Annotated in this window: 17 protein-coding genes; 11 read left to right on the plus strand and 6 right to left on the minus strand. The window is 42.0% G+C overall.

Going from position 1 to position 20,196, the window contains the following annotated elements:
* Positions 1 to 7: 7 nt before the first annotated feature.
* From Q4591_RS04100 to Q4591_RS04115, 4 genes are all read left to right on the plus strand, one after another.
* Complete coding sequence (locus tag Q4591_RS04100) at positions 8 to 697, plus strand: PspA/IM30 family protein (RefSeq protein WP_076539734.1); 690 nt, start codon at positions 8 to 10, stop codon at positions 695 to 697.
* 6 nt (positions 698 to 703) lie between these two features.
* Complete coding sequence (locus Q4591_RS04105) at positions 704 to 1,360, plus strand: hypothetical protein (RefSeq protein ID WP_303459541.1); 657 nt, start codon at positions 704 to 706, stop codon at positions 1,358 to 1,360.
* Positions 1,361 to 1,391: 31 nt separating this feature from the next.
* A complete protein-coding gene (locus Q4591_RS04110; RefSeq protein WP_102438559.1) occupies positions 1,392 to 1,715 on the plus strand; it encodes a hypothetical protein in 324 nt (107 codons plus the stop codon).
* Between the two features lie 127 nt (positions 1,716 to 1,842).
* Positions 1,843 to 2,664 (plus strand): ion transporter, encoded by an 822-nt coding sequence (locus Q4591_RS04115; protein ID WP_102438590.1) that lies wholly within the window; start codon positions 1,843 to 1,845, stop codon positions 2,662 to 2,664.
* 83 nt (positions 2,665 to 2,747) lie between these two features.
* Here the strand turns inward: Q4591_RS04115 and Q4591_RS04120 are convergent, their stop codons facing one another.
* Positions 2,748 to 4,229 carry an inorganic triphosphatase gene (locus Q4591_RS04120; RefSeq protein WP_102438561.1) on the minus strand — a complete coding sequence of 494 codons (1,482 nt, stop codon included), beginning with the start codon at positions 4,227 to 4,229 and terminating at the stop codon, positions 2,748 to 2,750.
* A 224-nt stretch (positions 4,230 to 4,453) separates the two neighbouring features.
* Here Q4591_RS04120 and Q4591_RS04125 point away from each other — a divergent pair, with 224 nt between their 5' ends.
* The 4 genes from Q4591_RS04125 (at position 4,454) to putA (ending at position 10,765) form a co-directional block, all read left to right on the plus strand.
* Positions 4,454 to 5,137 (plus strand): TIGR00153 family protein, encoded by a 684-nt coding sequence (locus Q4591_RS04125; RefSeq protein ID WP_102438563.1) that lies wholly within the window; start codon positions 4,454 to 4,456, stop codon positions 5,135 to 5,137.
* Between the two features lie 25 nt (positions 5,138 to 5,162).
* Positions 5,163 to 6,431: an inorganic phosphate transporter gene (locus Q4591_RS04130; RefSeq protein WP_102438565.1), complete on the plus strand. Its 1,269-nt coding sequence runs from the start codon at positions 5,163 to 5,165 to the stop codon at positions 6,429 to 6,431.
* 266 nt (positions 6,432 to 6,697) lie between these two features.
* Positions 6,698 to 7,267, plus strand: coding sequence for a TIGR04211 family SH3 domain-containing protein (locus Q4591_RS04135; protein WP_241903522.1), 570 nt, complete (start codon positions 6,698 to 6,700; stop codon positions 7,265 to 7,267).
* A 309-nt stretch (positions 7,268 to 7,576) separates the two neighbouring features.
* Positions 7,577 to 10,765, plus strand: coding sequence for a bifunctional proline dehydrogenase/L-glutamate gamma-semialdehyde dehydrogenase PutA (putA, locus tag Q4591_RS04140; RefSeq protein ID WP_303459544.1), 3,189 nt, complete (start codon positions 7,577 to 7,579; stop codon positions 10,763 to 10,765).
* Between the two features lie 197 nt (positions 10,766 to 10,962).
* On the opposite strand, the gene Q4591_RS04145 is transcribed toward putA, so the two are convergent.
* The 4 genes from Q4591_RS04145 to Q4591_RS04160 all read right to left on the minus strand — a co-directional run bounded on the left by Q4591_RS04145 (position 10,963) and on the right by Q4591_RS04160 (position 14,733).
* Positions 10,963 to 11,799 carry a formate/nitrite transporter family protein gene (locus Q4591_RS04145; protein WP_076540465.1) on the minus strand — a complete coding sequence of 279 codons (837 nt, stop codon included), beginning with the start codon at positions 11,797 to 11,799 and terminating at the stop codon, positions 10,963 to 10,965.
* Positions 11,800 to 12,118: 319 nt separating this feature from the next.
* A complete protein-coding gene (locus Q4591_RS04150) occupies positions 12,119 to 13,009 on the minus strand; it encodes a cation diffusion facilitator family transporter (RefSeq protein ID WP_303459548.1) in 891 nt (296 codons plus the stop codon).
* A 308-nt stretch (positions 13,010 to 13,317) separates the two neighbouring features.
* Positions 13,318 to 14,202, minus strand: a complete 885-nt coding sequence (locus Q4591_RS04155; RefSeq protein ID WP_198589270.1) for a LysR family transcriptional regulator — start codon at positions 14,200 to 14,202, stop codon at positions 13,318 to 13,320.
* A gap of 249 nt (positions 14,203 to 14,451) precedes the next feature.
* Entirely contained in the window at positions 14,452 to 14,733 is a 282-nt protein-coding gene (locus Q4591_RS04160) for a hypothetical protein (RefSeq protein ID WP_347230778.1), read from the minus strand.
* A 319-nt stretch (positions 14,734 to 15,052) separates the two neighbouring features.
* Between Q4591_RS04160 and Q4591_RS04165 the strand changes: the two genes are divergently transcribed.
* The 3 genes from Q4591_RS04165 (at position 15,053) to Q4591_RS04175 (ending at position 17,952) form a co-directional block, all read left to right on the plus strand.
* Positions 15,053 to 16,402 carry a Na+/H+ antiporter NhaC family protein gene (locus tag Q4591_RS04165; RefSeq protein ID WP_102438594.1) on the plus strand — a complete coding sequence of 450 codons (1,350 nt, stop codon included), beginning with the start codon at positions 15,053 to 15,055 and terminating at the stop codon, positions 16,400 to 16,402.
* A 189-nt stretch (positions 16,403 to 16,591) separates the two neighbouring features.
* On the plus strand, positions 16,592 to 17,236 hold the full coding sequence (locus tag Q4591_RS04170) for a hypothetical protein (RefSeq protein ID WP_133149374.1): 645 nt from the start codon (positions 16,592 to 16,594) through the stop codon (positions 17,234 to 17,236).
* Between the two features lie 2 nt (positions 17,237 to 17,238).
* Positions 17,239 to 17,952 carry a pseudouridine synthase gene (locus tag Q4591_RS04175; protein WP_368501202.1) on the plus strand — a complete coding sequence of 238 codons (714 nt, stop codon included), beginning with the start codon at positions 17,239 to 17,241 and terminating at the stop codon, positions 17,950 to 17,952.
* Between the two features lie 11 nt (positions 17,953 to 17,963).
* Here the strand turns inward: Q4591_RS04175 and Q4591_RS04180 are convergent, their stop codons facing one another.
* Positions 17,964 to 20,120: a S46 family peptidase gene (locus Q4591_RS04180; protein ID WP_102438577.1), complete on the minus strand. Its 2,157-nt coding sequence runs from the start codon at positions 20,118 to 20,120 to the stop codon at positions 17,964 to 17,966.
* Positions 20,121 to 20,196: the final 76 nt, after the last annotated feature.

Here is a 20,196-nt window from a genome sequence, read left to right on the forward strand (position 1 = left end):
CCATATCATGGGCATTTTAAATAAAATTTTAACGGCATTTCGTGGCGGCGCAAATGAAGTCGGCCAAACTATTGTTGATGCAAACTCTACTCGTATTTTTGAACAAGAAATTCGTGACGCAGAAAAGCATTTAACTAAAGCAAAACGTGAGTTAACTGACGTTATGGCGAAAGAAATGCAAGCAAGCCGTGAAATCGATCGCCTGAAACGCAGCATCACTGAGCACGAAGGTTATGCAACTCAAGCACTTGAAAAAGATAACGAAGCGTTAGCAATTGAAGTTGCTGAAAAAATCGCTCAGTTAGATCAAGAGCTAGCAGAACACGAAACAGCGAACAGCAGCTATTCTGCACATGCTTTACGCTTAAAAGAATTAGTGAAGAAAACCGAGCGTCAATTAACTGATTATCAACGTCAGCTAAGCATGGTTAAAACCACTGAAAGCGTACAAAAAGCCACCGCGACTATTACTGATTCATTTGCATCAAGTAACTCAAAGTTAATGAATGCAAAAGATTCACTAGAGCGTATTAAAGCTCGCCAGCAACAGTTTGATGATCGCCTACAAGCATCAGAAACCTTAGCTGAAGAGAATAGCGACAAGTCTTTACACGCTAAGCTAGCAGAAGCAGGAATTGGTGAGCAAAAGTCTAGTGCTAATGCTGTTTTAGAGCGTCTTAAAGCGAAAAAAGGTTAATTGACTATGGGATTTCTGCGTGGCCTATTTGGCAAGAAAGAAGCCCCTAAACGTCAGCTTGACCATGTGAACAAGCTACTCAAGGGAGATATGATCTCCCTTGATGATAGTTTTGCCTTACCTGAGCAACTACGTGGGCAGCAACTTAAAGTTGAAGCGATTCATACTTATGAATATGAACGTTCACAACAATGTGAGTGGTTACTTCGCGGTCACAGTGGCACCGCTATTTTCATGTCTTACATTGAAGAAGATGAAGCTTACTTAAGTTTCTCTGTCAAAGTAAATCGCTCTATCGTTGAGCAAATTTTTGATCTCGATGAATTCTCACAGTTATTTGAAGAGCCCGGTAATGCTGAGCTCAAAACACTACCGCTTTCAAATGAATTAGACAGTGAATACGCACGCTGGTTAAGTGATGCTTATCATCAAGTTGAATTTGCCACTTTTGGTTATTTCCATCGTCAAGATTACCGTGGCCAAAAGCCACCACAAGATGAGAATAACCAACAACGAGGTGATGGCTTTGAAAGCTACTCATTAGTTGATAGTGATGAAAGCCACGCTGTGGATATCGAAGTTTATGAAGGTGGTGATACTGAAGTCATGTTGACGCTATATCGTCCATTAACGGATATTCGCGAGTTTTGGCCGGCAAGCTAAGTTAAAGCGGTTTTAGGGAGTTAAACCAACCATGAGTAAAGGTAAATCGTTACCAGAAACCTGGATAAAAAATCAGCAAGCGGCCAAGGCAACCCAAGTCGCGTTTGATTTAGATGAAAAGTTTCAGTACCAGATCCGAAAAGCCGCCCTTGATGCAGGGGTCAGCCCTTCAGATCAAATTCGCTCAATACTTGGTTTAAGCGTCACTAAGCGCCCAAAAAGGCCCAGATTAACCGTATCGTTAAGCCAAGATGATTACGTCTTACTAGCCCAGCGATACGGGTTAAATTCAGATGCACAACTTGAAATTAAAAAGCGCGTTTTAGATGATTTAGTGCAATTTGTAGACGAATAGCTGATGTTTGGATTTTAAAAAACACGCCTTGTTTAAGGCGTGTTTTTTTTGGCTGCAATTAAGGTTTACGCCATACCCCATGATTGGTAGCATCACTGCACTGCTTTTGCAAAACGGATTTGTATCGATGATAGATAAAAAACGCTGGTCATTAAAAACCTTAAATGGTCCCAGCCCTTTCGAACTGGCGATGATGGTGTTATCGCTTTTTTCAGTCTTTATTGTGATTATGCTGACTTTCAGCAAAATAGATCCTGAAACCAGACGGGTATTATTGTTTATTGATACCAGTATCTGCCTCTTGTTTATGTCGCGCTTTTTTTATGAACTTTTTAAAGCCCCAAGTAAGAAGTTTTATTTAAAACATCACTGGATTGATTTTGTTGCCAGCATCCCTGCAATTGAAGCACTGCGTATCGCCCGTGTTTTCCAAATATTACGGGTGATCAGATTAATTCGTGCCACACGCACACTAATCATTCCGCTATTAAGACAAAGCAAACAAACCACCTTAGCCGGGTTATTAGTGGCAATGGTGTTTATTTTGGGTGCAGCTTCCGTGCTAATTTTATTAGTTGAAACTGGGGTTGAAGGCGCCAACATTCAAACTGCCGAGCAAGCCATTTGGTGGGCATTAGTGACCATATCAACCGTGGGTTATGGTGATTTTTATCCAGTTAGCACAATTGGCCATATCATTGGCGCGATTGTAATTATTAGTGGCGTGAGTTTTTTTGGGGTGATTTCTGGTTACATGGCATCGGTTTTTGTCGCGCCAGACAGCAATGAACGTGAAGAGCGTGAAGAAACTAATAAACAGGATATCAAATCTGCATTAGAGCAAGCATTGGAGCGTATGGAGCAAAACCAGCAACAAATGGAAAAAAACCAGCGTCAAATGCTTGATGAAATAGCCATTTTAAAACAGCAGCTTATAGACAAGAATTAACCAGCACTCACCACATTCGGAGTATTTCATCTATAAAAAAATAAGGCCTATCAACTGATAGGCCTTATGTTTAAATGTTTAGCTTACCAGTATGGCTGGTTTTTTAAGGCACTTTTACGAGAATGCTCCATGGCAAACAGCAAACTAGCCTCTTTATCTTCAAGCCAACGGCCAATATCCACGTCGGTCTCTGCAGTCAGTTTAGCCAACAATTGATAACAACCTAAGGTTTGAATACCTAAGGCTAAATCTTGCCAAGGCGCTCTGAATGCTTCGCGGTCTTCTGCTTGATACAATTCACCATAAGCAAACCCCACCAAGATACTTTCATCTAAGCAATGGGCCACTTTTTGATAATCAAGGCTATCCATTGCCGCGCTCATTGGCATTACATCTACAATCCGCTGCCATGAATCTTGTTGTAAACGATTAGCAAACACACCCAATTCAGGATAATCCACTAAGCGGTGGGAACCATTGGCAGTTTTTAATAATAAATCCACTAATTCAAGCTGTAATTGACCGTATTCAGGTTTAAGCCAAAAAGCCTCGAGATTATTATCAGCAACAAGCTTAGCCGCACTGGCTTTAGCTAATGCCTTTAGCGGCGCTTTATTAATGGATTTACCGAATAAGTTTTGACGCTCATCAATAATTAAACTGAGGCTTTGCAGCGGCTCAATAAATTGTAGTTGTTGCTCTAACGTGTCGAAGTAACTGAGCACTTGTGAATTCAATAATCCAAATTGGCTTAGAGTCAGTCGCAACAATCGAATACAAGCCCGCAGTTGCATCCATAATTGTGCTTGCTGAGAAATTTCATCACTATCAAGCAAGATTGATTCAATGATCTGCCAGCGTTCGATGCCCGACTCTAATAATACTTCCAAGGTTTTTGATAAACTTTTATCGCTGGGTAAGCGAATATAATCGATGCTCTTTAATGATTGCGCTTGTGAGTGACCTGAAAGTAAATAGCCGCGCTGGGCTTTACTCGCTTTACCTAATCTCACCGGAACATGACGAGCAACGTCAATAGCCAACTGCAATAGCGCTGACGTGTCACCAGCTAACAGTTCAAACTCCACTTCACAAATGGGATCGGCTTTGCCGTTAGCCAGGACATTACCGGTATCAAATGCAATCTCAACTAAACTATCGCCAATATAAACATGCCATGATTGACGGCAAAAATTAGTTTCAAAAATACAGCTGATTTCAGCTTGCAGCTCACTAACCAGCATTTCTTGCGGCCAAATGGTGTCAGGAAATAATGCCAGTTCGGGGAAATCTTGCTCAATAGCCACATTATATTCGGGCCGAGAGTGAATACCGCCAATAACTTTGCCCGCAGTTTTAATGGTTTGCTCGGTATACTTTTCAGTTTGGCGTACCCTAAGCCCCATCAAATGTTGTCTTAATTGTAATTGAGGTGTATCAAAGTATTTGTTTGATAACTGACAAGTTTCTTGAGGGGTAGCGCCGTCCAATTCATTCAGTAATTTTACCAATAAATCATGGTATTGTGGCTGTATAAACAGCTTAAGTTCTATCTCAGAGTCCATTGACTTCTTTTTCACCTTGTCATTAAATCTTCATTAATGCGTCATAATTAGTTCATAATGTCACATTAGTGTAATAAAAATCCCTTAGGATAGCGTTACTCAGTTCTATATACTGACTAATATCAACTGTAGATTAAATTAAAAACACAGTTTCATTATGTGGACGCTTAAGGTAACATGCGCCCGCTTTTCCAAAATTGGAATCATTAAATAGGTTAACCGCAATGCCAGTAAACTCTATTTTAGGAGTGTTTGCAAAATCACCCCTTAAGCCCTTAGAACAGCATATCGACAAAGTTCATGAATGTGCAGTACTACTTGTACCATTCTTTGACGCAACGACCTCAGGTGACTGGGATGAAGCGGTCAAAGTCCGTAAGCAAATAAGCTTACTTGAAAATGAGGCAGATACGCTAAAGCGTGAGATCCGCCTTACCCTTCCTAGTGGGTTGTTTATGCCAGTAGAGCGTACTGACTTGCTTGAGTTATTAACTCAACAAGACAAAATCGCTAACAAGGCAAAAGACATCTCCGGCCGTATTATTGGTCGCCAATTAGTTTTCCCTCAACAAGTGCAAGCACCGTTTAAAGCTTACCTCAAACGTTGTTTAGATGCTGTCTCTCTTGCTAAGCAAGCAATTAACGAACTCGATGACCTTCTCGAAACAGGTTTTAGAGGACGTGAAGTCGAATTAGTCGCCAAAATGATCAATGAATTAGATCGTATTGAAGCTGATTCAGATGATTTGCAAATCCAAGTACGTCGCTTACTACTAAGCTTGGAAGCAGATTTGAATCCTATCGATGTCATGTTTATGTACAAGATTATCGAATGGGTTGGAGGCTTGGCAGATTTAGCCGAGCGTGTAGGCTCTCGCCTAGAGCTAATGTTAGCTCGCAGTTCATAACTAAAAAGGTTATCAAGGAAACAACATGGTTGATGTATTAGTCACCAATGGCCCAATGCTTATTGGTATTGCGGCTGTATTTGGATTTTTGATGGCATGGGGTATTGGCGCAAACGATGTCGCTAATGCTATGGGAACCTCTGTGGGTTCTAATGCTATCACTATTAAACAAGCTATTATCATTGCAATGATCTTCGAATTCGCAGGTGCATACCTTGCGGGTGGCGAAGTGACCAGCACAATTCGTAAAGGGATTATTGACGCGAGTTATTTCGTCGATTCACCTGAATTACTGGTTTACGGCATGATAGGTTCTCTACTTGCTGCAGGTATTTGGCTGATCCTAGCCTCAGCGCTAGGTTGGCCTGTATCTACGACTCACTCTATTATTGGCGCTATTGTTGGCTTTGCTGCAGTAGGTGTTAGCGTAGATTCTGTTGAATGGGGCAAGGTTGTTGGCATTGTCGGCTCTTGGGTTGTGACTCCTGCGATATCCGGTTTCATCGCCTTTATGATCTTCCAAAGTGTTCAAAAACTCATTTTTAACACTGATGATCCGTTAGCCAACGCTAAGCGTTATGTACCTTTCTACATGGCTTTTGCAGGCTTTGTGATGTCACTTGTGACTATTACTAAAGGTTTGAAGCATGTTGGATTGCACTTCTCAACTGCTGAAGCCTATGGCTTAGCCGCTATTGTTGCCGTTGTTATTGGTATCTTTGGTAAGATTATGATCGGCCGCTTAAACATGAGCACCGACGTTAATCGCCAAACTGAATATGCAAATGTAGAAAAAGTATTTGCTATCTTAATGGTAGTTACCGCTTGTTGTATGGCATTTGCTCACGGTTCAAATGACGTTGCTAACGCCATTGGCCCATTAGCAGCTGTAGTTTCAGTTGTTAACAGCGGCGGTGAAATTGGCTCTAAAGCGGCTTTAGCTTGGTGGATTTTACCATTAGGTGCGGTTGGTATTGTGATGGGTCTAGCTATCTTTGGTAAGCGTGTAATGCAAACCATTGGTAAAAACATCACTCACTTAACCCCAAGCCGTGGTTTTGCTGCTGAACTTGCTGCAGCATCAACAGTTGTTATTGCATCAGGTACCGGTTTACCTATCTCGACAACTCAAACACTAGTTGGTGCGGTATTAGGTGTGGGTATGGCTCGTGGTATTGCCGCAATTAATATCGGTGTAGTACGTAACATCGTTGTTTCTTGGGTTGTTACCTTACCTGCGGGTGCGGCATTATCTATCCTGTTCTTCTTCACCATCAAAGGGATATTTAGCTAATAACTCGTCAGTTATTAAGCTAACCACGCAAAAGCCGGTCATATTAATGTCCGGCTTTTTTGTTTCAAATAGCAAACTTTCGTTAATCAGCGGGCTAATTATTCGCTTCATTTAGCCAAAGCATAACGTTTTACGCATAATCCCATTAGATTAATCAGTAATATCGCTTATTTGAATAAGACTTTTGCGTTCTTCCTTGCAATCAAGTCGCTAAATAAATAGCATGACGGGTAGTTCTAATGGTATGGAAAAATAACGTGTTAAGAATGTTCACAATGGTAGTATTACTACTGCTCTCAAATGGCTTAATGGCGCAACAAGCGACGCATTTCATTACCGATGATGTCGATATTTACATGCATAGTGGTCCAGGGACTCAATACCGTATTTTAGGCACCATCGAAGCAGGCCAATCAGTTACCTTATTAAACGAAAGCCAAAACGATTACAGTAAAATTCGTGATCATAAAAACCGTGAAGGTTGGGTGATTTCTGAGTTAGTTAAAAAAGGCACCGGCCTTAGAAACCGTTTGCCAATTGTTGAAGCAGAACTCGCTAAAGCCAAGCAAACTTTAGCGCAGCTAGATCAAAGCTCTGAGTCTGTAACCCAACAGCTAACAGCAGCTAACCAACAGATTTTATCTCTAGAATCAGAGCTTGCTAGCGCATCTCAACAGCGCGACCATGCGATTAAAGAATTGAATGCGATTCAAGATAATGCTCAATCAAGAATGTGGCAACAAGGCGCATTAATTGCTGGATTAGGCGCCTTAATCGGTATTTTCCTAGTCTATCTACCAAGACCACAACGTAAGAAGAACAGCCGCTGGATGTAGTCCTAGCTCAATTACGCGACTTATCTTACCTGAAAAGCCAATGCCATTGCATTGGCTTTTTTGTTTCTGCTTTTTGAGCTTACGCTGGCAACAAAAGCACAACATTTACCCCCTCAAAAAAGTCGTTATTTTGCCTGCAAGAGGTATAAAAAACACCTAGGCTATATTTCATCATCACAACTGACACTAAATCTTGCTCAACATCACATTTTAATCGTATACTCGCCTCGATTTCGTACATTGTATACAAAATAAAAAACATCATAATAAACATCTTGTTTACAAAGTTAGTAAACAGCTCAAGACGGAATGAAAATTATGTTCAATGCCAGTGAAGTCCTAAACGGTCATTACAATAATGCTAGCTTAGATGAGCTATTCTCAGCCATAACTAATAATTACATCGTTGATGAAGAACTGTATTTATCTGAGCTTATTAAATTAGTGCCATCGTCTGATACTGAAATTAAGCAAATCACTGATAAAGCCCATCAACTGGTCTTGAAAGTGCGCCAATTTGAAAAGAAAGGCCTAATGATTGGCATTGATGCTTTCTTGCAGCAATACAGCTTAGAAACTCAAGAAGGCATTATCTTGATGTGTCTTGCTGAAGCATTATTGCGTATCCCTGATGCCGCTACTGCAGATGCCTTAATCGAAGATAAGCTCTCTGGCGCTAAGTGGGATGCGCACTTAAGTAAAAGTGATTCAGTGTTAGTTAACGCATCCACTTGGGGCTTAATGCTCACAGGTAAAATCGTTAAGTTAGATAAAAACATCGACGGCAAACCTAGTAACTTGCTAAACCGTTTAGTTAATCGTGTTGGTGAGCCTGTTATTCGTCAAGCAATGAATGCCGCGATGAAGATTATGGGTAAACAGTTTGTGTTGGGACAAACGGTTAAAGAGGCCCTTAAAAACAGTGTTGCTAAGCGCCAGCAAGGTTACACCCACAGCTATGATATGCTCGGTGAAGCCGCGTTAACCGCTAAAGATGCACATAAGTATTACACTGAATATAGCCATGCGATTGCTGAATTAGGCGCACAAGAATACGATCTATCAAGCGCTCCTCGCCCCACAATCTCAATCAAATTATCGGCGCTGCATCCACGCTATGAAGTCGCCAATGAATCACGTGTACTCAGTGAATTATATGACACTGTCATTAAACTCATCGTGCAAGCGCGCGAGCTCAACATCGGTATTTCAATCGATGCCGAAGAAATGGATCGCCTTGAATTATCACTCAAGTTATTCCAGAAGCTATATAACGCCAACGAAACTCAAGGTTGGGGCTTACTGGGGATTGTGGTTCAAGCCTACTCAAAACGTGCCCTGCCGGTATTATGTTGGTTAACTAAGTTATCCCGCGAGCAAGGCGATGAAATTCCAGTGAGACTAGTAAAAGGCGCTTATTGGGACAGTGAGTTAAAATGGGCTCAGCAAGCTGGCGACGGTGGCTACCCACTTTACACTCGCAAAGCCGGCACGGACGTATCATATTTAGCCTGTGCTCGTTATTTACTCTCTGACGCCACTACAGGCGCCATATACCCGCAATTTGCCACCCATAATGCCCAAACAGTTGCCAGTATCAGTGCGATGGGCGCGAATCGTCACTATGAGTTCCAGCGCCTACATGGCATGGGTGAAGAGCTCTACGACACTATGCTGGCTGAAAGTGGCGCAAAATCCGTGCGTATCTACGCGCCTATTGGTGCCCATAAAGATCTACTGCCTTATCTGGTAAGGCGCCTATTAGAAAACGGCGCTAACACCTCGTTTGTTCACAAATTAGTGGACCCGAAAACCCCTATCGAAAGCTTAGTGGTGCATCCATTAACCACTTTAAAAGCTTATAAAACTTTAGCTAATAATAAAATTGTTCTGCCGGAAGATATTTTTGGTATAGAACGTAAAAACTCTAAAGGATTAAACATGAACATCATTTCTGAGTCTGCGCCATTTTTTGCCGGCGTTGACCAATTTAACGATACCCAATGGACTGCTGGGCCATTAGTCAATGGCGAGACCTTAAGCGGCGAAACCAAAAATGTACTCAGCCCATTTGACACCACTAAAACGGTGGGACAAGTAGCTTTTGCCAATAATCAGGCAATTGAAGCTGCATTAAGTTCTGCCCATGGCGCTTTTCATCGTTGGAGTCATACCCCCGTTGAGCAGCGTGCATCTGCACTGCAAAAACTGGCTGACTTACTTGAAGAGAACCGCGAAGAGCTGATTGCCCTTTGTACTCGTGAAGCAGGTAAAAGCTTACAAGATGGCATTGATGAAGTCCGTGAAGCAGTAGATTTTTGTCGCTACTATGCTATTCAAGCCAAGAAAATGATGGCGGCGCCAACTTTGCTTCCTGGGCCGACGGGTGAATTAAATGAACTATTCATTCAAGGCCGCGGCATCTTTGTTTGTATTAGCCCTTGGAACTTCCCATTAGCGATTTTCTTGGGCCAAGTTACTGCGGCGCTAGCTGCTGGTAATACCGTGATTGCCAAACCCGCTGAGCAAACTTCATTAGTAGGTTACCGCGCAGTGCAATTAGCTCATGAAGCAGGCATTCCTGTCGATGTACTGCAGTTCTTACCAGGCACTGGCGCTACTGTTGGCGCAGCGATCACCGCTGATGAACGTATTGGCGGTGTGTGCTTTACTGGTTCAACCGGCACTGCTAAATTGATTAACCGCACATTAGCTAATCGTGAAGGTGCTATCATTCCGCTCATCGCTGAAACTGGCGGTCAAAATGCGATGATAGTTGACTCGACCTCACAAGCAGAACAAGTGGTTGCAGATGTGGTTTCATCGTCGTTTACCAGTGCAGGCCAGCGCTGCTCGGCATTGCGAGTGCTGTTCTTACAAGAAGATATTGCCGATCGCGTGTTAGATGTAATGCAAGGCGCAATGGAAGAACTCAGTATTGGTAACCCAAGCTTTGTTCAAACTGACGTTGGCCCTGTGATTGATGCCACTGCAAAAGCGAACCTAAATGCCCATATTGATCATATCTCGCAAGTTGGTAAGTTAATTAAGAAAATCGACTTACCCGCAGGCACTGATAATGGCCACTTTGTGTCGCCAACAGCGGTAGAAATTGATTCAATTAAAGTGCTTGAGAAAGAACATTTCGGGCCAATTTTGCACGTTATTCGTTATAAAGCCGCTAATTTAGCCGCGGTTATTGACGAGATAAACAGCACCGGCTTTGGTCTTACTTTAGGAATTCATAGCCGCAATGAAGGCCATGCGTTAAATCTTGCAGACAAGGTTGATGTGGGTAACGTCTATATTAATCGTAACCAAATTGGCGCAGTAGTGGGTGTACAGCCTTTTGGCGGTCAAGGTTTATCAGGTACTGGCCCCAAAGCAGGCGGACCACACTACCTTACTCGTTTTATTACTGAAAAAACCCGCACCAACAATATTACTGCCATTGGCGGTAACGCGACGTTATTGTCCCTTGGTGATGCTGAAGACTAATAATTAGCAGGTTTGAAACCATAAAAATGCCCGCAGCTGCGGGCATTTTTTGTTCAAGCTATTTTATTTAGGTTAATAGTGTTCAAGCTAATAGTATTTACCGATAAAACCATCAACGGCTTACCATTAAGTAAGCAGGTATCACTTGAATCGCCATAACAAAGCCCAATCGAGACAAGGATAGGCCTTAGCACTGCTTATAAAGCTAAGCTTTCTTTTTCAGCAGCAGTTTTACGCTCAGGGCTTGTCTTAACATGGGTTAAGTACAAAGGTAAGCCCACGAGTAAAAAGCCGCCGACTAAATTACCTAATGCCGTTGGGATTTCATTCCACAATAGGTAGTCGCTAACAGTAAAGTCACCGCCCATGATCATTGAAAATGGAAATAGGAACATATTAACGATTGAATGCTCAAAACCCATAAAGAAGAACAGCATCACAGGCATCCACATTGCAGCCATTTTGCCGCTCACTGAGGTTGAGATCATAGCGCCTACCACTCCCATAGACACCATCCAGTTACACAACATGCCGCGAATAAAAATAGTAAACCAGCCTGCCACGCCATGCTCTTGATACCCTAACGTACGTGACTCACCAATTGAGCTCACTTTAGCCGCTAATACTCCACCGTCAGTGTTGTAACCATAAGTCAGGATATAGGATGCAAAAAATGCCACGGTTAACGCGCCGGCAAAATTCCCCACAAACACTAACCCCCAATTCCTAAAAAGTTGCTCCCAGGTACATCCCGGTCGCTTGTTAAGGACAGCTAAAGGCACTAAGGTAAATACACCTGTCAGCAAATCAAACTTCATCAGATACAACATAATAAACCCAACCGGGAATAATAATGATCCGACTAACAAGCTACCTGTTTTCACGATAACGGTAATGGCAAAAAAAGCGGCAAGTCCCAGTATCGCGCCAGCCATAAATGCCCTAACTAATGTATCTCGTGTCGACATGAAGATTTTTTGCTCCCCAGCATCTACCATCTTGGTAGCAAACTCCTTTGGCTCGATATATGACATAGTGCATTCCCTATAGTTATGTAGTTGACTGCTAATAAGCCAACTTCATACCAAGGTTGATAAATACTTATAAATCAACACCCTAATCTAATTAGATTTTTTGAAAATGGTTGTAAGTAGTGCAAGCTGCACCTAGATAGCGCAAAAAAGCCATTATTGAAAGGCCGTATTTAGCATCAAGTTTGTCTCGCTAAATGAAGCGTAATGAGCAAGTTAGTGGTTGTTGCGGCGGATAAGTGAGTCTTCGTTAAGACTCAAATGGTACCAATAATCGAATATGGTTATTGTAGTGACTAGCAATAGCTTGATGGCTAAATGGTTAAATGGCAATATTCATTTTAAGCTCTAACTTGTATGGCAGCGCTGATAACTTTTGCTTGAGATTTTGCTGAAATACTTTGATATCACCGGTCTTTATAATTGACTCTTCACTAGGTACGACATTGATATCAATTCTAAGCTCATTTCCCACTTTGACGACACTGCCTAAATGCAGGGTTTCTTGGCTATCAACTTCTTTCATGCCTTTGGATACTTCTGCAATCAGTTCTTGTTGTGGTGCCATTTGCAATAACTCTTTGACCGCTTGACTCACCATAGAAAAAGGAACTTTCAAAAAGTAAGCTGAAATTAATATCATCATGAGTGGATCGGCATAACCTGCATATTGAGCCAGCGAAGTTTGCGTTAAGCCCCATGCGATAACAAACCCCAGCGTAATAGCCATGCTGAGCAAAGTATCCATCTGCCACTGCTTAGTTTCTGCTTCAATTAACCCTGAGTGCGACTCGCGGCTCATTTGGGTTATTTTCCACCAAGCAAAACCACAACCAAGGGTATTTACCAGCCCGAAAACACTCGCGACACCAATGTCTAACGGCTTGACACCTTGTATTAAACTATCGATTGCCCCAAACAGTGAATAAATCACTAGACTCATAATCACTAAACCTTTGATCGCAATAACAATAGGTTCAAACATCGCCTTACCATTGGGAAAACGCTTATCTTTCGGGGAATGGATAAGCTTAGCAGCGAGCAGTGACAAAATAGTTAACAGCAAACTAATTAACGAGTACAAACCATCAAAGGCTATGACTAAGGAACCCAATATCAGCCCAACCGCCAAGCCGCCTACAGCAAACATCAGCGCAAATACTGAAGACAGTATCAACACTTTTTGCTCTATTGCTTGAGATGGCACACACATATGAATTCCTCATAAAATTAATCATTTACCCGTATAGGTAATTGAGTACAGTTTGGCATTCTGTATTAAATCAGCAATGACAAACTCAACGTCTGTGAGGTTATTTTGATAGTAATATTATTATAGCAAGGCTATTCAATGACTTAGTTTAGCAACCATCTGTCAATTATATTGACAGTGAGTGCTTGGCATGAATCCGAAATAACACGAATAAGCTAATACAAAGGTGATAGCTGGTTATTGAAATGGACCAGTTGAACAGTTTGATTTAATGACCCATCGAGGATGGGCTTATCATGAACACAAGATTAAAAAGCAAATAGATAGTCATTTAACTGATCGGCTAACCAGTTTGTCGCGGGATGCTCATTAAGGCCACTTGCTGCAAACATGCAATAGTCTTCCTGCAATAAACCGTAAGTATGCTTAATCACCGCAATGGATTGCTGCCTCAATAAATGTTTAATCAAGGGCTCAGGCATTACACCCCAAGCATCTTCAGTTTGAATGGAGCTAAGAATGTAATCAAAACTTGAAAAACCAATATAGTTACGGGAAAAAGGCTGTAATTCAGGATTGGACTTTTCATTTAAATATACCATTGATGCTTGCATGGCGCTGCGCAAGTCTTCATCTGACACTCGGCGTTTTGCTGCCAAGGGGTGGTCATGACGGCACACTGACATCATGCGAATTTTACCTAAAGGATGTGATGTCACCATGGCACTATCAGTGCTTTCATAGTCAATTCCAAAAGCAAAATTAACTTGCTCAGTTTCAACTAAATTGGCCAGATCGCCGGTGGAGGCCAGCACAATATTAAATGAGGTTGCTGGAAAGTGATTATTAAGCTGATGAGTCAACTCTAACCAAATATCGTCAGGTAAAGAGTCGTCACGGGCAATCCATACTTCTGCAGCAAACTCACCTTTAACTTGACGACAGGTTTGGCGGATCCGCTGCGCCGCTGTCAGCATACTTTGGCAATCTTTATAAATAGCCTTACCTGCTTCGGACAATGTGACTTGGTTACCGGTGCGATCAAATAATGCGGTATCGAGATCTTTTTCCATCGCTTTAATCGCCATGGTCATTTTGGTGCGATTCTGTTCTGTTTGTCTCGCCGCTTCTGACACAGAGCCCAGCTCTGCGACCAAACAAAAAGCTTCAATTTGCGAAAGTGTCAGTGCCATTATTATTCCTATAGTGAGGCTACCTCGCTAAGATAGCCTATTGCTTTGTGCCACAACAGTACGCTTTATCAATTTCGCTAGTCAGTTATCGGTTATCAACATAGCTTAGGCAATGCTAACCATCTTAAGGGAAAAAATGAAATCTAAAATTACAGCGGATATGGGAGTTTGAGGCAGGAAAGTGAGGTAGTAAAAGGCAGCTTGATAACAATCCTAATAACCATCAAGCCCTCACAGGCAATATTCGCACTATTGACTATCAAACAAACCGTTGCGCTTTAAACCTCGATGAACGTTTTTACATAACTTGGCAAATTTTTCTAAATCGCCAAAGCTCGGGGTGGCATTATTGTCCAGCGATGATTGCCAATAACTCACTTCACTATCAACAATTTCAAGCAGTTTTTTGGGACAGCCAATACAGCTACTATTAAAACCACATACGGCTAAAGCAGGATCATCTAAGGGAAAGGTATCTTTAACTTGGTTTATAAGTTGCTGCATTGCAGTCATTCTATCTGGTTTCATCATCAAGGGGCTCTTGCATCAATGAACGCCGATAATATTGCAGCGGCTGTTAAAGGTCAAAATACAGCCACCAAACCGCCTCAAGGTTAATGAGATGTATACTTTATTGTGCTGAAAATACAGTTAGCATGTGCCATTAAAGTAAAACCAACCCTAGAAGCAAAGAAGTCTAGACGTCTAGATTGACACTAATTTGTAGATCTCCTATGCTGACTATCATTGCACAAGCTATCATCATTGAAACTGAAATAACATGGATTGCTAAAGTAACTCGCAGCCTATTGGTGCAGCACCAATAACCATCAATGAATTGAATAAGATAATAAGAGAGACTCACTTGACCACACAAACACAAAAATCGGCCACCAGCCCAGCCTCCTTTGTTGCTTTACTGCCACTATTTGCTTTTTTAGCCTTATTTATTGGCGCTGGGGTTTACTTTCAAAGCCAAGGTGTAGACTTTGCTTTTTATCAGTTACCTAGTGTTATCGCGATTTTACCGGCGATTATCTTGGCGTTATTACTGTCTAAGCAAAAATTAAATCAATCCATTGATACTTTCATTGCCGGTATTGGTCACAGCAATATTATTGCTATGTGTCTGATTTATCTATTGGCAGGCGCCTTTGCCTCTGTCGCTAAAGCGACTGGTGGTGTTGATGCTACGGTTGCGCTGGGCTTATCAATGATCCCATCGAACTTATTATTACCCGGCTTTTTTGTTATTGCTGCCTTCATTGCTACCGCGATGGGCACCTCAATGGGTACCATTGCAGCGGTAGCGCCGATTGCATTAGGCGTTGCTGATCAAGCGCAAATTGATTATGCATTAATGGCTGGCGCAGTATTATCTGGTGCATTATTTGGTGATAACTTATCTATTATTTCTGATACCACCATTGCCTCAACCCGTACTCAGGGCTGTGAAATGAAAGACAAGTTCCGTGAGAACTTAATTTTCTCGCTGCCAGCATCAGCAATTGCCTTAGTGTTATTTGCTATTGCGGGTCAGGGACAAGCTGACATTGCCGCCCAAGAAATTGACTTCATTAACGTTATTCCTTACCTAACGATATTATTTTTAGCAGTATCAGGGGTTAATGTGTTTGTGGTACTAACCGTAGGCATACTGCTAGCTGGCGCTACAGGCCTGTTCACTATGGATTATAGTGCGGTCCAATTTGGTCAAGATATCTATGCTGGTTTCACCAACATGCAAGAAATCTTCATTCTATCTATGCTTGTTGGCGGTTTAGCTGCGCTGATGACACAACAAGGCGGTTTAACCTTTGTAAGCCAGAAGATTGAATCTTTGATTGCCCGCTTCTCTAAAGCCAAAGGTGACGCATCACCCCGCGCTGCTGAACTAGGTATGGCAGGTATGGTTGCAGCAACCAATGTGTGTGTCGCTAACAATACGGTATCGATTGTGGTTGTCGGTGACATTGCCAAAGACTTAGCCAGCAAGCATGGCGTTGCACCTAAGCGCGCGGCGAGTGTTTTAGATATCTTTGCTTGTATCATTCAAGGGTTAATTCCCCATGGCGCTCAAGCACTATTGATAGCATCAACCTTTGCCATTAGCCCATTAGCTGCTATTTCACACGCTTGGTATTGTATGATTTTAGCTGTGGTTGCTATTTCAATTGTGATATTGCGTAAACGCGCTTAATTCACTGTCAAACCAACGACATAAAACCTGAGAACAACCGACTTAATGATGGTTGAACTCAGGTTTTATTTTATATAAAAGAGCGGTTTAAAAGTGTTAGTCTAAAGTTAACATTTGCATATCAAACAACCCATGAGCCAATCAATTCAGTTTAATAAACATTACGATTTATATTTAATGATTATTTTCATGTCTTTAGCGACTGCTGTAATTAGTGGCCTTGGCATTGGGGCGGCGTTAATTGCTGAAGTGTCTCGTTTGGGTATTAACCCACTGAGCATTAGAGCTGATACCTTAGGTGACTATATGAGTTCACCGTTAGCCATTGTTTACAATATGTCATTAGTCATTGCTGGAATGTGTTTAATACTGGCTATGTCAGCGCGCTACTTTGTCTTTGAAGATGGCTACAGCCGAGGTATTACCGTCACTGGCGCTACCTTAGGCGTATTAATTGTACTCATTGGTATCTTTCCAATTAACTTTTTAGAGCAACACCGTCTGTTTTCAACCGGTTATCTCATTTGCACCTTTTTGCTGCATTGTTTTTGCTTTATGGAATACTTTCGCAAGCGTAGCGCTTTAACCAGTCCATTATTCGCTCTAAATATTATTGGGTTAATATTTTCAATAATATTGATGTCTTTGCTTAACTGGTCGACATTAGATTTTGATCCATGTAGCCATGCTACCAGTGACATTTGTTGGATGTCCTTGGTGATGTGGGTACTAACTCAAACCAATATTTTGTGGTGTATGGTGTTAGCCATTGATATGAAAAACCGTATTAAGCAGCAACATCACCTTGCCAACTTATCGCTTGTAGGAAACTAATTTTGACCAATAATATGCGCTTAGAGCAGTATTTAGCTCACTGCGGAGTCTGCTCAAGGCGCCAAGCCCAAAGGCTTATTGCCGCAGGTAGAGTGTGCTTTAATGGCCAAATCGCCTCAGCGTTAGATCGCGTCAGCCCCAATGTGGTAAACCCCAATATTTTGCTCGATGGTGCAGCTATCGCGCCGCTAGAAAGCAAACAATACTGGCTATATCACAAACCCGTGGGCATTGATTGCCGCTTATTACCTGAGTTAGCCTCCAGTTTAATCCATCACTTACCCGCTTCACCCCGGCTGTACCCTGCAGGAAGATTAGATAAGGACTCGCGCGGATTATTACTACTGACAAATGATGGCGCGCTAACTCATCGACTGATGCATCCTGATTTTGGCCATGAAAAAGTCTATCAAGTCACGGTAAATAAACCACTTAAAAATGATTTTGCCACGCTAATGAGTGCAGGAGTCTGCTATCGAGATGTGACCACTAAACCTTGTAAGGTCTCTATCATTGGCGAGTGCCAATTTGAGATAACGTTAACCCAAGGGCTTAATCGACAAATTCGCAGAATGTCCCAAGCGCTGGGCTATCACGTTGTTGATTTGCTAAGAGTGAGCATGATGAATTGTCAGCTTGCTCAGTTGCCAGAAACAAAAATGCGGCCCCTAGAGGCCGCAGAATTAGTCACACTGCAGCAGCTACTTAAGTTGTAGCTGCTTATCAATTATTTTACGATGTCCATTTCTTCAAGTAAGTTGTCAGCATTATCTAAATACTTCATCACCCACAGCATGTAACGGCTATCCACTTGGATTGAGCGGTTAGTTTGAGGATCATAACCCCAGTCACCAATGATGCTTTCGTAAACGCCATCAAACAGTAAACCCACTAATTCAGCGCGGCCATTCAAAGTTGGAGAACCTGAGTTACCACCAGTGGTATCTAAAGTCGATAAGAAGTTAACCGGTACAGAATCGATTGATTTCATGTAGAAATCGCCGTACTGCTTTTGCTTAATAAGCTCAAGTTGCTTAGTCGGTGCATCAAATGGAGCTGCACCAGTATCTTTCGCAACAATACCTTCAAGACGAGTAAACGGCGCCGCCACTAAACCATCTTGGGGCGAGTATCCTTTTACGTTACCAATCGTGACTCGTAAGCTTGAGTTAGCATCAGCGTAAACCGGTTTACCTAGCTCACGATTATAGGCAATGACCGCATCCATATACTGTGGACGCACTTTCATTAAGTCTCCAGCAAGTTGTTTTTGCGCTTGTTCGCGTTGCATTTTTTCATCAAAGGTCATCACCGCATATTGAATAAACGGATCTTTAGACTGATTAAACTCAGCTACCGACTTATTCATCCAAGCTAAGCGGACGTCTTTATCTGACAGTGTGGTATTGGCATACATGCTATCAAGGGTTTTCATTAGCTTGGCTTCATCGAAGTTTTTACCAATCGAGAAAGCCTTATCAAAATCAGCTAAACGCTCAGAGGTTGGCAAAGCGGCATAACGCTTGAGTAAGTCTGCTAACATGGCTTTATCAACGCTGGCAGCATAACGACGGTCAATACGCTCCATACTTGAGGTAAACTGAGTCATGTCGCGTTCTTGATAGCCAGGCTCACGCTGCATATCCGGTAACGCTTTTTCATGAGCTAAACGATATAGGCGCTCAGCGGTGTTCTTCATGGTTGAATAACCCATGTAACTCAGCAGTAAGTCACGTTCTTGGCCTTGTTGGTCTAAGGCAATTAACTTATCTAACTGAGCTAATGTTTCACCATATTTCGCCTGACGCTTGCTATCTTTGCTAATCCACTTAGCTAATTTTTGCTCTAAACTTTTACGCTCATCTAACATGGTAGATTTACCGTAAAACTCAATCATCGAAGTAAAGTTTTTAGCGTAATTGGCTAATCCTGCAATTGAGCTTTCATATTTAATTCGCTCATCACTGCCTTCTGGGGCTGTGTCTTTGATGATTTCAATTAAACGTTCACGCAACACTTTACCTTGCGGATAAGCCCACTCAAATTGGTTTTCGACTTCATTCGCGATGCGATAACGGTTAGTACGGCCGGGGTAACCTGCCACCATAACAAAGTCCCCTTCGCTTACGCCTTTTGCAGACACTTTAAGAAAGCTTTTAGGCTCGTATGGGACATTATCTTTACTGAAATCGGCAGGCTTACCATCTTTACCGACGTAAGCACGGTAGAATGAAAAATCGCCAGTGTGACGTGGCCACATCCAGTTATCGATATCGCCGCCATATTTACCCACACTGGCTGCAGGATTATAAGTTAGGCGAACATCGCGGATTTCCATCTGTTTAACTAAGTAATACTCAAGACCACCATGAAAACTATAAACCTTACAGCGGTAACCATCTTGCGCTTCACACTCTGCGACTAATGATTTCTCTTTTTGCTCAATGCCTTTGTAAAAGTCATTACCAGTTTTGCTCATTTCACCGTCTTTTATTTTAGCGGTGACATCAGTAACAGCTTCAGTAACATAAATACGTGAACCCGGTGTAGCAGGTAATTCTTCTGCATAAGTTTTAGCTAAAAAACCATCTTGTAACAGGTTGTTCTCTGGGGTTGAGTTGTACTGAATAGCGCCATAAGCACAATGATGATTAGTAACAACCAAGCCTTTAGGCGACACAAATGATGCTGTGCAGCCACCTAGGCTAATCACGGCATTCATTGGAAATTCGGTTAATTTTGAAATCGATTTGGCATCAATCTCCAATCCTTTTGCTTTAAGCTCATCAGCCATTGCAGGTAGCTGATAAGGCTGCCACATTCCTTCGTCTGCTTGGCTGGCAAATGTTGCCAAAATTGCAGCGCTTAATAACCATGTTTTCATTATTATTCCATTTTTAATAAAAGAGCCCCAAATTGCCTGTATTTTAATGCGGTCACAATGTCATATTGAAGCAACA

Origin of the sequence: Shewanella sp. 3_MG-2023 (assembly GCF_030548765.1) — a bacterium.
Taxonomy (GTDB): domain Bacteria; phylum Pseudomonadota; class Gammaproteobacteria; order Enterobacterales; family Shewanellaceae; genus Shewanella.

What these genes read in the sequence shown, in the direction of transcription:
- Q4591_RS04150 (WP_303459548.1), bottom strand. Translation starts at nt 13,009, where the DNA reads ATGTGTGTGCCATCTCAAGCAATAGAGCAAAAAGTGTTGATACTGTCT.
- Q4591_RS04145 (WP_076540465.1), bottom strand. Translation starts at nt 11,799, where the DNA reads ATGTCATATATCGAGCCAAAGGAGTTTGCTACCAAGATGGTAGATGCT.
- Q4591_RS04100 (WP_076539734.1), top strand. Translation starts at nt 8, where the DNA reads ATGGGCATTTTAAATAAAATTTTAACGGCATTTCGTGGCGGCGCAAAT.
- Q4591_RS04170 (WP_133149374.1), top strand. Translation starts at nt 16,592, where the DNA reads ATGTCTTTAGCGACTGCTGTAATTAGTGGCCTTGGCATTGGGGCGGCG.
- Q4591_RS04125 (WP_102438563.1), top strand. Translation starts at nt 4,454, where the DNA reads ATGCCAGTAAACTCTATTTTAGGAGTGTTTGCAAAATCACCCCTTAAG.
- putA (WP_303459544.1), top strand. Translation starts at nt 7,577, where the DNA reads ATGAAAATTATGTTCAATGCCAGTGAAGTCCTAAACGGTCATTACAAT.
- Q4591_RS04105 (WP_303459541.1), top strand. Translation starts at nt 704, where the DNA reads ATGGGATTTCTGCGTGGCCTATTTGGCAAGAAAGAAGCCCCTAAACGT.
- Q4591_RS04110 (WP_102438559.1), top strand. Translation starts at nt 1,392, where the DNA reads ATGAGTAAAGGTAAATCGTTACCAGAAACCTGGATAAAAAATCAGCAA.
- Q4591_RS04115 (WP_102438590.1), top strand. Translation starts at nt 1,843, where the DNA reads ATGATAGATAAAAAACGCTGGTCATTAAAAACCTTAAATGGTCCCAGC.
- Q4591_RS04155 (WP_198589270.1), bottom strand. Translation starts at nt 14,202, where the DNA reads ATGGCACTGACACTTTCGCAAATTGAAGCTTTTTGTTTGGTCGCAGAG.
- Q4591_RS04160 (WP_347230778.1), bottom strand. Translation starts at nt 14,733, where the DNA reads ATGATGAAACCAGATAGAATGACTGCAATGCAGCAACTTATAAACCAA.
- Q4591_RS04120 (WP_102438561.1), bottom strand. Translation starts at nt 4,229, where the DNA reads ATGGACTCTGAGATAGAACTTAAGCTGTTTATACAGCCACAATACCAT.
- Q4591_RS04130 (WP_102438565.1), top strand. Translation starts at nt 5,163, where the DNA reads ATGGTTGATGTATTAGTCACCAATGGCCCAATGCTTATTGGTATTGCG.
- Q4591_RS04180 (WP_102438577.1), bottom strand. Translation starts at nt 20,120, where the DNA reads ATGAAAACATGGTTATTAAGCGCTGCAATTTTGGCAACATTTGCCAGC.
- Q4591_RS04135 (WP_241903522.1), top strand. Translation starts at nt 6,698, where the DNA reads ATGTTCACAATGGTAGTATTACTACTGCTCTCAAATGGCTTAATGGCG.